Origin of the sequence: Laceyella putida (assembly GCF_042665195.1) — a bacterium.
Taxonomy (GTDB): domain Bacteria; phylum Bacillota; class Bacilli; order Thermoactinomycetales; family Thermoactinomycetaceae; genus Laceyella; species Laceyella putida.
On sequence record NZ_JBHTBW010000038.1, the window covers coordinates 1 to 15,794 of the forward strand.

Here is a 15,794-nt window from a genome sequence, read left to right on the forward strand (position 1 = left end):
CCTTGCTTTTGTTGTTATGAACATTCTAACAGGAAATCATGATGGATTCACCAGACACGCCCTAGGCTCTGGTGGACCGAAGGTGAGTGGACGGAAACCTGCAGAGCGATACCACTGAGTAAATTCCTCAGCGTGATAACAGTATTTTGTTTGTTTCGGGGTTCTGGTTAACATCACTCCATTTGACGTTGCCAAAACCGTCGACGATTGTAAATACCTCGTCGAAGCCGCATTGGAAGCAGGTAGCGATGCGCAGACGTTCTCCTGGAAATTGGAGAAACTCAGCACTAGGGAGGCTTAAGTCGAAATCGAACAAAATGATTAGTGGCTCGTTACAGCATGAACATTTCTCTTCGCTGACTACTTCTGCAGACGGAGCAGAGATGGCTTTATAGTGTTCTTCCCAAACAAGGTTTTGTCGCTCTCCATTCGTATTCAACTGCCATCCTGCGAGTTTCAGCTTCCAGGATAAATCTTCACGAGTCAAGGTATCTCCTTGGATCTGTATGGGAGCTTGCTGCCACCAGTCATGGTAAAGTTTAATGACTCGTTTATCTCCGATCCAGGCTAGTGTGCACATGAGATGATGAGTTTGAGTGGAATCAAGTTCACCGTTGAGTAGAAGATCTATCAGCTGTTCTCGAGTTTCTGTACTGGCATTGCGAAACATGACATGTGGATAAAAACATTTAACATCTATCAATTCCTGGTGTAGCCGGGGAATGTTTGGGTGTGTGAAGGCGATAATTTCAAATATTTCACTTACCAACATGTCATCTTCTAATTGAAACGACTCTCTAGCTAAAGTAAGGACATCTTGCTCAGACAAGTTCTGAATTAAGTTAATGATTTGTTGCATTCTTTCTTCATTCCATCTGTTCTGGAAAGAGTAGTACCATTTTTTGATTTGATGCATGACGGTCATGTCCTAAGTTCCTTTCTTGTTTCTATTGATTTGGTAGGGGTACCGCCACATCCCATCAAGTTAAGAAAATAGAATACCCACAACATTAGAAAAAAGCGCTATTCTTTCTATAGGAATATGGGAAAGGATGGCGTTTTATAGTGAATGTCCTCATTCAGCAAGAGCTACGTCTATATGCCGAAGAGCTACGAAGATATCTATCCACCGCTGCTCTTGAACAGCTGGCAAAAGAGACTGGCTTCGTACAAAGAGCGAGTAAATATGGTGCTCAGGATTTGATTACTTTATGTGTCTGGATGAGTCGAAACATAGCCAATGCCTCTCTAACCAAGCTGTGTAGTCAACTGGAAGCTTCGAATGGAGTATTGATGAGCCCTGAGGGGCTCAATCAACGTTTTAATGTGGGTGCTGTACGATTTCTTCAACGATTACTTGCTCTTTTGATGAAATCGGAGATTTCATCATCTAGTACGATTCTCAGTGAGTATATAGAGTACTTTCAGCGGATTCGCATTCTGGATTCCACTATTTTTCAGATTCCTGACTCTTTTATGGATCATTATCCTGGAGCAGGTGGCTCTGGCCACACAGCGGGAGTCAAAATCCAATTGGAATATGATCTACATAGTGGTCAATTTCTAAACCTACAAGTAGGTCCTGGAAAAGAAAATGATAAGACCTTTGGTACCACTTGCTTAGATACTCTTCGACCTGGTGATCTATGTATACGTGATTTAGGCTACTTTTCGCTCGAAGACTTGGATCAGATGGATCAACGTGGTGTTTTTTACGTGTCACGCTTGAAACTAAATAACAAAATATACAAAAAGAATCCAGAACCTGAATATTTTCAAGACGGAACGATGAAGAAACAAACGGAATATATTCAGATTGATTTAGAAGAGATCATGAATCAGATGCAGCCTGGTGAAACGCTTGAAATCTCGAATGCATATATTGGAAGGTACAAAAAACTACCTGCCAGAGTCCTATTGTATCGACTAACGGAAGGGCAAGTAAAGAAAAGACGAAAAGATCAAGCCTATAAAGAAAAGAAAAAAGGAATTACCTATTCAGAGCGTAGTAAGTCAATGGACCCTTAAATAGCAGAGGAGGTACCCAAATGAAGTATAAGCAAAATCGTAAAATTGAGCAAATCAGTGAATCAACTTTAATCGTAGGCGCAGACATTGCTAAACATAAGCATTTTGCAAGGGCTGTAGACTTTCGCGGGGTTGAATTGGGAAAGACCATTGTATTTAGTCAATCTCAATCTGGGTTTAGTCAATTGCTTTTTTGGATCAAGTCCTTGATGAAACAGCACGCCAAACAGCAGGTGCTGTTTGGGGTTGAACCAACAGGTCATTACTGGTTGAGTTTGGCCGAGTTTCTCAAGAAACACGGCATCAAGTTGGTCATGGTTAACCCGATGCATGTAAAGAAGAGTAAAGAGCTGGACGACAATTCTCCAACCAAAAACGATGTGAAAGACGCCTATGTCATTGCCAGGTTAATTCAAGATGGACGGTACTCCGAACCGCAGATTCCTGATGGAATCTATGCCGAGATTCGTGTTGGCATGAACTTACGAGACCGTTTAACGCAAGATTTGGCCAGTGTTCAAGGACGTATTCAAAATTGGTTGGATCGGTTCTTCCCAGAGTTTCTTGACGTTTTTAAGATTTGGGAAGGAAAAGCAGCCCTTTTCTCTCTACAGCACTTTCCATTGCCTTCGGATGTTCAAACAATGAATGCCGAACAAATTGTCCAGGCATGGAGACAAGAGATTAAACGGTCTGTAGGTATTAAAAAAGCCACACAGCTATTGGAAGCCGCCAAGTCCTCTATAGGCTTAACTACAGGGCTTTCTATGGCTCGAAAAGAATTGCAACTGCTTCTTCAGCAATACCTGTTGTTACATTCACAGATTGATGAATTGATGGAACAACTCGAAGAGTTTGTTCATCAAATCCCAGGATCAGCGCAAATGCTCACGATCCCTGGTGTAGGTTTTACAACTGTGGCAGGCTTTTTGTCGGAGGTCGGAGACCTCCAGCGTTATGACCATCATCGTCAAATCCAAAAGTTGTCGGGGTTAAACCTGAAAGAGAATAGTTCTGGTAAGCGCCAGGGCAGAACCCGTATTACAAAAAGAGGTCGCCCACGCTTACGTGCATTGCTCTTTCGATGTGTAATGGTACTTGTGGCTAAAAACCCTGAGTTTAAAGCTCTGCATGCACATTTTACAAGACGTTCAAACAACTCATTGCATAAAAAACAGTCATTGATTGCTTTATGCTGTAAGCTCATTCGTATTTTGTTTGTACTTGGACGCAAACAAATCCCCTATGATGCCACAAAGCTCCAAGGAGCTTTGCAACAAGTTCAATTACAAGAAGTAGCTTAATCTCTTTTTCTTGTTCTCTTCACAAATATGAAGCGCGGAGAAGCTGAGCTAATTCATCATCCATTTGGGCACAGACCCTGTAAAGGAGCTTATTTCAGCCTCCACCCCAAGGTAGGTAGGACGAAGGAATGTGGGGACATTGATCCTGTGAGACATGGGAGGGTAAACCCCTTGGGTCATTGTGGGGATCCACTAGCGCTCACATATTTTTACAAATAGAGGCTTGCCTCTATTTGAGTGAAACCCTTTATTCCTTTTATAAACATCTATTCAAGATGTATCCGTTCTAAATGCTTGCTTCATTTTCAAACATGGAGAAAACGGGAGATTAAGTGAGAAAATCTTAATTTATTGAGGGAGGATTTTTTATGAGTAAGACCCAAGTTTTTTTATTTCCAGCCCCATATACTGTAATAAAAAAAGATGGATATAAAGCGTTGGTTAATTTATGTAAAACAGAATAAATAAGAACCACCTGTTATATTTACAGGTGGCTTAATTGCGGATATATGATGTACAAGTGAACCAGTGTAACTGATCAGGTAATAACCAAAGTTTGCCAAGGTCCTGTACGTTGCAGAGCCTGTTTTTTTTACCTTCTCCCTCGCATTCTTATTCCAACTGCTGTTCAGGTTCAACTTATTGGAGTAGACAGGCTACCTATTGGGGTCACCTATCCCGCAAAAGCAAACTCCTTTTGGTTTTGTGAAAATCCAATAAAATTACTTGGACACGTAACAATAATGGATCCTTTTTCATAAATATTAGGTGTATTTTGTCGAATCGGGATATTGGCAGGTGCTTTTTGTTGATTTATTCGGTAGGCAGTAAACGATCTAGGTTCTTGTTGCTTCTTTTCATTTTTAAAACGGAGGTTGGAAAATGGATCATTTCAAGAAAGAACTTCAAAAGTTAAGTGCTGACAAGTTTACGTAAGGCAAAGCGACACCTTGGGAAAATCATGGACAAAATAATCCGGATGTGGCACAACACTGCTATAGTCATTGTCATATACACTGTCACGGTCATTGTCATATGCAGCATTGTCATGGGCATTGCCATTGGCAACACTGTCACGGACATTGTCATTGGTAACATTGCCACTGGCAAAACTGTAGCTGGCAAAGAAGATAGTGTGAACGGAAATGGTGGTTACTTAAGTAGAGGCGATGGCCCCTGCATAAACGAGTGATTGGTTTTGCAGTGGGCCTTCTACATAATGAGCAAAAGGACAAGTAGCTGTACATAAAATTGAACAGTGAATATAGATGTACAGATATTGAGAATGGTTCATGGTTAGGAGGAGCAGAATGACCCATTTGACCCCTTCTATGCGTTTGAAGCTGAAAAGAGATACGCTTTTTTTTCCTGATTCAAACGGCGGTATGTATTTTCGAAACAACTTGTGTTCGTTCCGAATAGAAGGCAGGATGATCGATCAGTGGATCGAAAAACTGATGCCGGTGTTCAACGGGGAATATACGTTGGAGGAATTGACAGATGGCTTACCGGCTCCATACCAAGACCGGGTCTATGAAATAGCGGAAATGTTGTACCAAAATGGCTTTGTTCGGGATGTGAGCCAAGACCGTCCGCATCAATTGCCGGATGAGGTGCTCAAACAGGCGGCTTCCCAGATTGAATTTTTGGATAGTTTGGGTGGCTCAGGAGCTTACCGATTTCAGTCCTATCGTCAAGCCAAAGTGCTGGCGGGTCCGGGTTCTTACTTATTTCGCTGGTTTCAGCCTTGTTGGAAACCGGATTGCCCAAGTTTCATGTGTTGATTACGGACTTGGAGTCAACCAATCGACAGCGATTGTTGGAATTAGAGGCGTATGCCCGGAATACGGATCCCGAGGTTGCGTTAGAGGAGATCATCCTGCAGAAGGAAGGAATGAGTTTCTGGAGAGAGGTTGTTCAGCCGTTTGATTGGGTTTTGTATGTATCACAGGAGGGCGATGTCGAAGAATTGCGTGTTCTCCATACGGTGTGTAGAGAGGAGCAGAAAGTGTTTCTCCCTGCTATGGTTGTGCAGCAAGTGGGTCTGGCTGGCCCGATGGTGCATCCGGATTCTAATGCATGTTGGGAGTCGGCGTGGCGTCGCATCCACCGATCTGCGCTTTGCAAAGACCCGCAGTTGCACCCTTTCTCTTCCACAGCAGGAGCGATGTTGGCGAATGTGATCGTGTTTGAATTGTTAAAAACGGTTACAGGCGTGGCCGAGTCGGAACAGAGAAACCAATTCTTCCTGCTCAATCTGGAAACGTTGGAAGGAAGCTGGCATTCGTTTATGCCCCATCCGCTGGTGACAGGGTCTGTGGCAACCGAATGGATTCAAGATCTTCAACCGTTACTGGAACGGGATTTACGCAAAAGTAAGTCGAGTGGATTGCTTCGTTACTTCAGCCGATTGACTTCGGTTGAATCAGGGATATTTCATCAATGGGAGGAGGGAGATTTGAAACAGCTTCCGTTGGCTCAGTGCCGTGTTCAAGTGGCCGACCCGTTGTCGGAAGGACCAGTCGAACTGTTGCCTGATATGGTTTGTGCGGGTATGACGCATGAGGAAGCGCGGCGGGAAGCGGGGCTGGTTGGGATTGAAGCTTATGTATCGCGTATGGTCAGCCAACTTGATAAGACACATCTTTCATTGCAGGAAATAGAGGGAAGTATAATCGAACAGCAGGGATTTGTCGGTGTCGGAGCAGGGGAAACGGTTGCTGAAGGCTTATGTCGTGGGTTGCAAAAGTGTTTGGCCGAGAAGCTGGGTAAACAGCAGGTGGATCAGCAGCCTCTGGTCTTTCTGGTGCGGTTGAGTGCAGTAGAAGATGAACGTTGCCGGTTTTATTTGCGGGCATTGACCACGATGCGAGGGACACCGATGATCGGCTTGGGAGAGGATTTGCTAGGCTTCCCAGTGGTGTGGGTACGGGCGACCGCTGGTATGGCAGTGTAGGCTTGAATGTGACCATGGCGCTCAGGAAGGCGTTGCAACAGGCTTTGTTGAGGGAACAAAACCAAGCGGCATGCCCTGCACCGCAAGTGTTAGAGGTTTCGTCTGTGCTTCTGGCAGAAAAGGAACCACAAAAACTTATGATTCCCGGGTCTGAAGGGAATGCACAATTGGAGGTCTTGCAGTCCGCCATACAGATCTTGAAAAGGAACCGTAAGCGGTTCTCGGTCTTCGATCTGGCGCTGGAACCGTTTATGAAAGAGGATCTGGCAGGCGTGTTTGGCGTGTTGTTGCGGGAGGAGGAATCTCAGTGAGCGCTGTCGTGGTGATCGTCGGAGAAGGGTTGTTAGCTGGTTTGGTATACGGGGAACTGTTCGACCACTACCAAATCATTCGACAGACCGATTTGAAGGCAGGAGTACCGGAAACGGCGGATTTGGCTCTGGTGTTGCACGACGCGTGGCATCCCTCCGTTTATCATGAGGCGGAAGAAGTGTTGCAAGCAGCTGGCATCCCTTGGCTGCGGGGCTTTGTTTCCTTTGGCGAGGGCGTGGTTGGGCCGCTGGTTCGTGCGGGTGAGCCGGGATGCTCCCAATGTGCCGATATGCGACACCTTATGGCGGGATTGGACCGCAAGGAGATGCGGGAGCTGCAACGAAGACTGGCAGCGCAAGGGGGAATGACACGTGACACTTGGGCATCGCGCACAGGACTGTTGCAGTTGGCTCACTTGATTGTGGCAGAGACGCAGAGGGTGTTGCAAGGCAGGCCCGCCCAGTTGGAAGGACGGGTGTTTTTGACCAACTTGAGGACGTTGAAGAGCTCACGTCACTTCTTTCTGCCTGATCCGCTGTGTTCGGTCTGTGGTCGATTACCCGATGATTCACCGATAGCAGCCTCAATTTCGCTTAAACCAAGCCCGAAGATTAACGTTGACAGTTACCGCTGCCGTCCGATGGATGACCTGAAAGAAGTTTTGATCAAAGATTATTTGGATTATCGGCTAGGTATTTTGAATGGGAAAATGCATGATCTCGGATCACTTTTTGCTGCGGCGGGTGTGAATTTGCCAACGTTTACGGAGGATGTGGGAGTAGGGGGGCGGGCCCATTCCTATGCAGAAAGCGAGTTGGCGGCTATTTTGGAAGGGCTGGAGCGTTACTGCGGCCTGGTACCCCGTGGCAAACGGACGGTGATTCACGACTGTTTCCGCAATCTGGCGGATCAAGCGCTCAACCCCGTCAAGGTGGGATTGTATTCGAAGGAACAGTATGCACGGCCCGGTTTTCCGTTTAAACCGTTTGATCCTGATCGGCCCATGGATTGGGTATGGGGGTATTCATTTTTAGAGGAGCGGCCGATTCTAGTTCCGCGTGTGCTCGCCTATTATGGCATGGGTAGTGGGGATGACTTCGTCTACGATACTTCCAATGGATGCGCGGTAGGCGGAAGTTTGGAGGAAGCCATTTTCCACGGCATTTTGGAAGTAGTAGAACGAGATTCATTTCTGATGACTTGGTATGCCCAATTACCGGTTCCGCACGTTGACCCTTACTCTGCAGATGACTTAGAATTGCGGTTGATGGTCGATCGTTTGCGGGAGGTAGCGGGATATGACCTGCATTTGTTTAACACGACGATGGAGAATGGTATTCCAAGCGTTTGGGCGATGGCGAAAAACAGAAGACGAAAGGGAGCCAACCTTATCTGTGCGGCAGGCGCTCACCTGGACCCGATACGGGCCGTAAAAAGCGCGGTTCATGAGTTGTCTAGTACGATGCTGATGCTTGACCAGAATGAGGCGAATCGGGAGAAGTGTTTGCAAATGTTGGATGATCCGTTCCTTGTGCAACAGATGGAGGATCATTCGATGCTGTACAGTTTGCCACTAGCAGAAGAGCGTCTACGTTTTTTACTTGATGAACATCGTCCCTTGCGCACGTTTGACGAGGAATTCAAGTGGAAAGAGAGACATGCGGACCTGACTGATGACTTGAAGGATATTCTTCAGGTGTTCCGCCAATTGAACCTCGATGTGATTGTGGTGAACCAGACGGCACCGGAACGAAACGGGCTGCACTGCGTGAAAGTGTTGATTCCGGGGATGTTGCCGATAACATTCGGATATCATCTCACCCGTCTAGTGGGGCTGGAGAGGGTGCTTAAGGTGCCGGTAGAACTGGGGTATGTGGAGCAACCCCTTACGCTTGAACAGCTCAATCCACATCCCCATCCATTTCCATAGGCAATGACTGGGAGGGAGAAGGTTGAGTCTAGAAGCGTTTCTGCACCATTTGCATTTTGAACACGTGTGATGAGATCTATAAGATTACTTCAAAAGGGAAAACGAGCCTAATCCAAATCCCAATCGGTTTCTATCGCCCTTGTCGGCGATTGGAGGGGAGCTTACATTGTTAGAAGCATGGTGGTTGTAGTGCAAATTTTAGAAGATGAAAAGTGAGCACAGGAAAAGAGAGGGAGGTTCCCTCTCTTGAATCCCACACTTTATGTGTGATTATTTTGCGCTTTGGATTTCTTGGATCATTGATTGTGTAGTGAATCCTTTATACTTTTTCCCTAACTTCTTGCTAGTAGCCGCTTCCAATTTTCCGCTTACAACAGAGTAGCGGCCCTCAGGAGCTACTACGAGATATTGATCGTTACCTGGACGTTTTTGCAAGAACAATAGATAATCCTTGCCCACTTCATAAGATGGATCTTCGGCTATACGGAAGTTGTTGTCCCCTGTTTTGAAGACTTTCACTTGTTGACCTGCTTTCAATCCTTTCATAGACTTTGTGATTTCGAACGTGATGATTTGCGTGGGAATACGATAAGCTTCCGATTCGCCTTTCAGGTTATGAACAATGTCTTGACCTTTTTCTATCTTGGTAACCTTACCGAAGGCAATAACGTTTGACAATGCTTTTAATTCATTCATGGTTTGTGGTTGATTAGCCCAAACGGCGATGGCAGTTGGTGCAGTGGAATCCACTGGTGCAGCGGTGTTTTTAGATAAACTGCCATGATGGTTGGTGCTGTATGTGTTATAGATATCGCTGACATTGTGTGATCCGACGGTATAGGCATTATTGTAATAGCCGGCTCCCATGCAATCACCGGTATTGCTATGATCCAAACCAAAAGCATGTCCGATTTCCTGGCAATAAACGCCGCGCAGATCATTGTCCGAGTATGAATCAGTGTAATAATTGTTTGCCTGAGCGTGAGCATGTCCGATATGGCCTAGGCTCGAATTTTCCCAAGATTCAATGGAAGCAAGCCCAGCCCAGCCCGTCGCTCCGGAATTTGCATTGAAGACATGAACATCGGTGTGGTAGCTTCGATTGGGGAGGCTGAGGATGGTTTTGCTATCCCAGTCTGCTCTTGCTGCTTCTGATGTGTTGTAATATCTTCCTGATGTAGAGGTGTTATAAATCCCGATGGTAGGAGTGCCATATCTGTTCCAATGATAACCGTATGTTCCGCCTCCCCATGGATGTGCCGAAACGCCAGTGCTCAGTACCCATACGGACAGCAACGTCACAGCTACGGTAAGAAAAGAAATCTTACGAATCATGATGTTTAAACCCTCCTGTTGTTATATAGTTAGAAAAATATTACAAAACTCAATATTTATATAAATAAGAATATTGAGTTTTGTAATAATGTTATCATGAATTTGTGAAGAAAAAGTGAAGAAATTAAAAATATAAATTCTCAGTGTAATTAGCAGAAAGCTACTAATATGTATAAAGATGATGAGATGTTATTTTTTCACCGAGGAAATGCTTATCAAAAAAAGATAAGCCGGGTTAATTCCCGGCCTGTTTTTGTGTACCGCATTTAGGACAATAAAGCCACTCCGAATCTAATGGATAACGGCAAGAGGCGCACTTTGAAGCACGTTTTTTCTTTAGCCCTTTTAAATATACCCATAATAAACAACAGCCTATAAAAATTAAAAGTATAATTTCGGCGATATGAATCAATCGATGCCAAAAAGGCCCAATGGTTCCAAATGGCATGGATGTAGAGACCAATAAACAAGTGCCACCAATCGTTAATAATAAAACGGCAAGCCAAATATCCCAGCTGCGCATAATTTACTCATCCTTTTTTGTAATGGGAAATTTGATGATAAAGGTTGTACCTTTCTCTGGAACACTGTGAACATCAATGGTTCCATGATGCAGTTCTACTAAATGCTTGACAATGGACAGTCCAAGCCCACTTCCCCCATATTGACGCGAACGTGATTTTTCAACCCTGTAAAACCTTTCCCAAATTCGATCCAATTGTTCTGGTGTCATACCAATCCCTTGATCTTTTACTTGAATTGTTGCATGTTTACGATCTTTAAAAGTAGAAATGGTAACGATTGTTCCTTTTTTTGAGTAACGTAAGGCGTTATCGATGAGATTCATGATAATTTGGTGAAAACGATGGATATCCACAAAAATATCAATGGACTCTTTAACATGAAGGTTCAGTTCGATGTCCAACTCTTTTGCACGGGGTTTCATCTCTTCAACGATTTTGTTAAGCAATAATCCGAGTTCCGTTTTTTCTGGATGTAACTTGATTTGGCCCTCATCAAGACGACTTAATGTGACGAGATCATCAACGATTCGTTCTAACCGGTTGGATTGTTCAAAAATAATATGGGTGAGGTTTTTTTCTTCTTCATCTTTTGCCGTTCGCGCTAGCAGTGCTGCATAGCCTTTAACATAAGTTAATGGTGTACGCAGTTCGTGTGCGACATGGGATAGAAATTCACGCCGGGAGGACTGGTAATATGACAAACTTTCCGCCAGTCGATTCATTTGTTTTCCTAAAGAAGCCAATTCGTCTTGTCCTGTAACAGCGACTCGTGTTTGATAATTCCCTTTGGCCAGTTGTTCGGCCGTTTTACGCATGTTAAGGATGGGGCGAACGATTCGTCGGGATAACAGTAGTCCAAAGCCTGCGGCCACCAAAAGAGCTCCGGCACTAGCCAATTCAATGGTAGACTCAAACTCACTAAGGGTGGTTTCAAGCCATGATTGATTGGTCACTATAATTACGGTTCCCAACACCTTTTTGTTTTTGTTGATGGGGCTTTTGGCCATAATGATTCCCTGTTGTTTAAGGGATAACACCGCATGTTTTATTTTTTGGGATTTGTTCTTTTCCTGCAACCACTTTTTGGTTGCTTGAAGAACTTCATTATTTATGACCAAACCGGAATGAATGAGGAGGTTACCTGTTGGGGAGAACACAGCTACGCCTGTCGAGGGGCCTTTTTCCATTCCGGCTACGTGTTGCAATGTCTTGGTTTCAAAATCATGACTTAAAATGTTGGCATAAGATTCGGTTCGATTATACAAGGATTGCTCTATATAAGAGCGATAGTGCTGTGTAATGACATGATGAATGGAAAAACCCAATAAACCGAGTCCAATAATCATGACAAAGAGAAGGGTGACCATCCATTTTGTAGCAATTCGTTTCATTGATTACAAAACTCCCCACTTATAGCCAAATCCCCATACAGTTTGAAGTGGATCCCCTTGAAGCCCAGCCTGTCGAAATTTAATTCGCAAGTTTTTTATATGGGTGTCTACTGTTCGAGTATCTCCGCAAAAGTCAAAGCCCCATACTTTTTCCAGCAATTGATCCCGTGAAAATGCTTGTTTGGGGTGAACGGCTAGTGTGATAAGCAAATCAAATTCAGTAGGAGTGAGTTTCAGTTCTTTTTCATTTACCCATACTTCCCTACGGGATAAATCAATACGTATGCCCTCAAAATACAATTGATCTGACTGTGTTCGCTTGGCTGTACGACGAAGAACGGATTTGACACGCGCAACCACTTCTGTTGGATCAAAAGGTTTGGTGATGTAGTCATCCGCACCCAATTCCAAGCCTTCTACCCGATCCTCCACCTCAGCACGAGCGGAAACATAAATGACAGCAGTTTCTATTTTTTCATGTTTCATTTGTTTTAATAAGTCCCAGCCGTTCATCGAAGGCATCATGATGTCAAGGAGACACAAGTCGAAGTGCTTCTGCTTGAGCAATCCCAGTGCCATCTTCCCGTCGGTAGCAGCGGTAACGTTAAATTCGTCTTTTAATATCCTGGTTAGCAAATCAATCATGTGTTCCTCATCATCAACGATTAGAATAGAAGGTTTCGTCATATCCATCGTCTCGCTTTCATTTCTCTTTTCGTGCTTATCATAACCTGTAATAGTGATAATTTTGTGTAGGTCAGGAGTCAACAATAATTCTTCACAATTTGGCATTAGAATGAAATAAAAAATAAGCATCAAACACTCACGTATTCCTCGATGGGCTGAGTGGTAGTGTGTGAAAGGGGACAAAAAAATGAAACGAATGTTAATCATTCTTGTAGCAGCTGTGTTTTTCTTAGCTGCCTGTTCAAATAAAAGTAACCCCCACCAGAATCATACGGGTTCAATGGAACCCAATATACAAAAAACGGGCGCTCAGCCCGTTTTTGCTAAGAAAAATGGGGATATGTTTGAGATAACGGCTCAACAAGGGATGGTTCAGTTAAAAGGAGACAAGAAGTGGAACATATGGGCTTATGATGGAATGAATCCCGGTCCTACCATCCGGGTAAAGCAAGGGGAAATGGTTAAAGTTAAGCTAAAAAATAAATTGCCGGAACCGGTCACGATTCATTGGCATGGGTTACCCGTGCCTAACAAAATGGATGGGGTTGCAGGTTTGACGCAAAACGCAGTTGAACCGGGCAAAGAATTTGTGTATGAATTTGAGGCAACGGTGCCGGGAACTTACTGGTACCATTCGCATCAAAACAGTGCAGAACAAGTGGACAAGGGATTATACGGAACTGTCATTGTGGAACCAAAAGATGAGAAAGTGAAATACAACCGCGATTATACGCTGGTGTTTGACGAGTGGAAAGATCCTGAAGCGGAAGGCGGGAACGGATCACATGATAACAGCGGTGGCATGGATCACTCGTCGCACTCGTCGATGAATTCAAATGACAGTGATATGAATATGGATCATTCCGCGCACGGCAATATGCAGGGTATGAATATGGATCATATGAAAGATTACAAAACCTTTACCATTAATGGCAAAGCGTCTCCGGAAACAGAGCCTCTTATGGTGAAAAAAGGGGATTTGGTCAAGCTGCGGCTGGTGAATGCCGGGTTTATGACGCATCAAATCCATATTCATGGTCATTCAGTGAAAGTGACAAACATGGATGGGCAGCCCATTAACAAACCGCAAGAGTTCAAAGATCAATTGATCGCCATCGCGCCAGGGGAACGGTATGAGTTTGAATTCAAAGCCGACCAAACAGGTAAATGGTTGATTGAATGTCATGGCAAGATGGAAGGCACGAAAGACATGAAGACGTTTATTCAATATGAAGAAAGCTCTTCTAATCAAGATAAAGCGAATGAAGGACAGGAATTACCCGTATTGGATATTACAAGTTATGGGGAAAAGGTAGCTGAAACAAACGGCTCCTTCGATAAAGAGTATCAGGTAGACCTTGGAGAAAAAACAGATAACAACATGAACGAGATTTTTACGATCAATGGCAATACATTCAAAACAGCCAAGCCGTTTATGGTAAAACAGGGCGATAAGATAAAGCTTACCCTTACGAATACAGGGAAACAGGATCATCCGATGCATCTCCACGGTCACTTTTTCCAAGTGATAAGTAAAAACGGTAAACCGTTAACCGGTTCACCGATTATGAAAGATACGTTAAACGTGCGTTCTGGTGAATCCTATGAGATTAGTTTCACGGCAGATAACCCGGGCGATTGGATGTTCCATTGCCACGATCTGCATCATGCGGCGGCCGGCATGGCTACCACTGTTAAATATGAAGGATATTCCTCATTCAAGCCAGATCCTAAAGCGAAAAACATTTCTGAGTGATAATCGAATCGATCACGATGGCCCTGTGGCAACCGATGCTATAGGGCCATTGTCATGTCCTGGAGTGGCGCTATGAAGTGCTTTGTTAAATGGGTTGTAATGATTAGTTATTGTTAAGATACAATTATTTATTTTAATTGGTCTGATTAATTTTTCGGATATAGAATGATATGTTTATGCGTGTTTCGAGCCTGAAAAATTTGCAGAAATGTGTCTTTTGTAGACCTTCAGTGTTTCAACATAAATTCACCACATTTTTTCGTTAGTATATTCACCGTGTTCGGATTAAAAAAACAAAAAAAATTATTGAAGGTGGAAGACATGCGCTTACAAAACTTATTGTCTTCTTATCGGTTTGGGATGGGAACTTGGTTGATTCTCTTCATCCAATTTCTCGCTTTTTTTACCTTCTTTATGTTTGTCCCTTTTATCTCGACCTACTTTAGCCATTCGTTGGGATTTTCCGTTGCTTTTGTAGGTGTCATTCTTGCCGTGCGCATTATCAGTCAGCAAGGGTTGATGATGGCGGGAGGTTTTTTGGCTGATCGTTTCGGTTATAAGCCGATTGCTGTCTTGGGTTTCATTGTGAGGGGAGTCGGTTTTGCATGGATGGGTTTAACCGCTGACCCCACTTCTATTCTCATTGCGGCGTCACTGAGTGGGATTGGCGGCGCGATGTTCAGTCCGGCTTTAAAGGCATTGGTTACCTACTTCACTCCTCCCGACCGCCAAAAAGAGGCGTTTTCCGCATTGAACATCATTGAAAACGCCGGATCGGTGTTGGGGCCCCTGGCGGGGCTTTATTTTCAAGAAGATCAATTTCTGCTTTTGTGTATCATATCGGGAGCCATTTTTGGGGCGATGGGCTTTGTTGTCTTGCTTCTTCCCAATCCCCCCGCGCCGAAAGCGAGTCGCTCGTGGATCCAGGAAAGTGGCCTGATCTTTCGACAAAAGCAATTCATGCTGATTGTGATCAGCTTGATGCCCTTTCATTTTATTTACCAGCAACTTTACTTGACTTTGCCGATGGTGGCAAATCAAACAACGGGTTCGTCGGGTTGGATTTTCTCCTTTGTCACGATCATGATCATCCTGTTTCAGTGGCCTGTATCTGTTTACACAGACAATAAAAGCCTGAAACGAATTTTCAGCATAGCCTATGTGTTTTTGGGTGTGACACTCATGTTTCTGGGGTTCGTGTCCAGTTCGTGGACGGTTCTGCTAACATTGGCCGCTATTTCACTTGGGAGCATGATGTTGCTTCCATCTTTTCAAAGTTATGTGGCCAATATCGCACCCAAAGAATCATTGGCGGCTTATTTTGGATTTTCGAATATGGCAATGGCCATAGGCGGGTCACTCGGTAATTTTTTGGGTGGGGTGTTGCATGATTTCTTTGTGGATATCAATCAACCGCAAACCTTTTGGCTTACTCTAAGCATTCTCACACTGTTCCCGATCATGGGCGCGGTTCGATTGAAATATACCCAGCAAAAAAGAAGAACGGCGCAACTGCTTGCCAAATTTCATGGGTTTCGTTCAGATCATATTTAATCAGGAGTGTGGGTTTT

Annotated in this window: 9 protein-coding genes and 2 pseudogenes; 6 read left to right on the forward strand and 5 right to left on the reverse strand. The window is 44.2% G+C overall.

Annotated elements, in window-relative coordinates:
• Nucleotides 1-127: 127 nt before the first annotated feature.
• Nucleotides 128-925, reverse strand: coding sequence for a hypothetical protein (locus ACFQNG_RS11925; RefSeq protein ID WP_379865283.1), 798 nt, complete (start codon nt 923-925; stop codon nt 128-130).
• A gap of 140 nt (nt 926-1,065) precedes the next feature.
• Here ACFQNG_RS11925 and ACFQNG_RS11930 point away from each other — a divergent pair.
• From ACFQNG_RS11930 to ACFQNG_RS11945, 4 genes and pseudogenes are all read left to right on the forward strand, one after another.
• Nucleotides 1,066-2,019, forward strand: a pseudogene (locus ACFQNG_RS11930) (IS4 family transposase); the annotation flags it as partial.
• 29 nt (nt 2,020-2,048) lie between these two features.
• On the forward strand, nt 2,049-3,332 hold the full coding sequence (locus ACFQNG_RS11935; protein ID WP_379865285.1) for an IS110 family RNA-guided transposase: 1,284 nt from the start codon (nt 2,049-2,051) through the stop codon (nt 3,330-3,332).
• A gap of 1,310 nt (nt 3,333-4,642) precedes the next feature.
• A pseudogene (locus ACFQNG_RS11940) lies at nt 4,643-6,599 on the forward strand (putative thiazole-containing bacteriocin maturation protein).
• Entirely contained in the window at nt 6,596-8,530 is a 1,935-nt protein-coding gene (locus ACFQNG_RS11945) for a TOMM precursor leader peptide-binding protein (protein ID WP_379865287.1), read from the forward strand. The pseudogene ACFQNG_RS11940 and the gene ACFQNG_RS11945 overlap by 4 nt, the downstream one beginning before the upstream one ends.
• 270 nt (nt 8,531-8,800) lie before the next feature.
• Here the strand turns inward: ACFQNG_RS11945 and ACFQNG_RS11950 are convergent, their stop codons facing one another.
• From ACFQNG_RS11950 to ACFQNG_RS11965, 4 genes are all read right to left on the reverse strand, one after another.
• Nucleotides 8,801-9,865: a zinc metalloprotease gene (locus ACFQNG_RS11950; protein ID WP_379865288.1), complete on the reverse strand. Its 1,065-nt coding sequence runs from the start codon at nt 9,863-9,865 to the stop codon at nt 8,801-8,803.
• A 235-nt stretch (nt 9,866-10,100) separates the two neighbouring features.
• Nucleotides 10,101-10,388, reverse strand: a complete 288-nt coding sequence (locus ACFQNG_RS11955; RefSeq protein ID WP_379865289.1) for a hypothetical protein — start codon at nt 10,386-10,388, stop codon at nt 10,101-10,103.
• A 3-nt stretch (nt 10,389-10,391) separates the two neighbouring features.
• Nucleotides 10,392-11,780, reverse strand: coding sequence for a sensor histidine kinase (locus ACFQNG_RS11960; RefSeq protein ID WP_379865290.1), 1,389 nt, complete (start codon nt 11,778-11,780; stop codon nt 10,392-10,394).
• Nucleotides 11,781-11,783: 3 nt separating this feature from the next.
• Nucleotides 11,784-12,596 (reverse strand): response regulator transcription factor, encoded by an 813-nt coding sequence (locus ACFQNG_RS11965; protein WP_379865291.1) that lies wholly within the window; start codon nt 12,594-12,596, stop codon nt 11,784-11,786.
• A gap of 58 nt (nt 12,597-12,654) precedes the next feature.
• Here ACFQNG_RS11965 and ACFQNG_RS11970 point away from each other — a divergent pair, with 58 nt between their 5' ends.
• Together ACFQNG_RS11970 and ACFQNG_RS11975 are read left to right on the forward strand one after the other, a co-directional pair.
• Nucleotides 12,655-14,223, forward strand: coding sequence for a multicopper oxidase family protein (locus ACFQNG_RS11970; RefSeq protein ID WP_379865342.1), 1,569 nt, complete (start codon nt 12,655-12,657; stop codon nt 14,221-14,223).
• A gap of 321 nt (nt 14,224-14,544) precedes the next feature.
• Nucleotides 14,545-15,777, forward strand: a complete 1,233-nt coding sequence (locus ACFQNG_RS11975; RefSeq protein ID WP_379865292.1) for an MDR family MFS transporter — start codon at nt 14,545-14,547, stop codon at nt 15,775-15,777.
• The last annotated feature ends 17 nt before the right edge of the window (nt 15,778-15,794 follow it).

Coding starts and splice junctions, on each gene's coding strand:
- ACFQNG_RS11975 (WP_379865292.1), top strand. CDS start 14,545: ATGCGCTTACAAAACTTATTGTCTTCTTATCGGTTTGGGATGGGAACT.
- ACFQNG_RS11950 (WP_379865288.1), bottom strand. CDS start 9,865: ATGATTCGTAAGATTTCTTTTCTTACCGTAGCTGTGACGTTGCTGTCC.
- ACFQNG_RS11935 (WP_379865285.1), top strand. CDS start 2,049: ATGAAGTATAAGCAAAATCGTAAAATTGAGCAAATCAGTGAATCAACT.
- ACFQNG_RS11965 (WP_379865291.1), bottom strand. CDS start 12,596: ATGCTTATTTTTTATTTCATTCTAATGCCAAATTGTGAAGAATTATTG.
- ACFQNG_RS11925 (WP_379865283.1), bottom strand. CDS start 925: ATGACCGTCATGCATCAAATCAAAAAATGGTACTACTCTTTCCAGAAC.
- ACFQNG_RS11970 (WP_379865342.1), top strand. CDS start 12,655: ATGAAACGAATGTTAATCATTCTTGTAGCAGCTGTGTTTTTCTTAGCT.
- ACFQNG_RS11955 (WP_379865289.1), bottom strand. CDS start 10,388: ATGCGCAGCTGGGATATTTGGCTTGCCGTTTTATTATTAACGATTGGT.
- ACFQNG_RS11960 (WP_379865290.1), bottom strand. CDS start 11,780: ATGAAACGAATTGCTACAAAATGGATGGTCACCCTTCTCTTTGTCATG.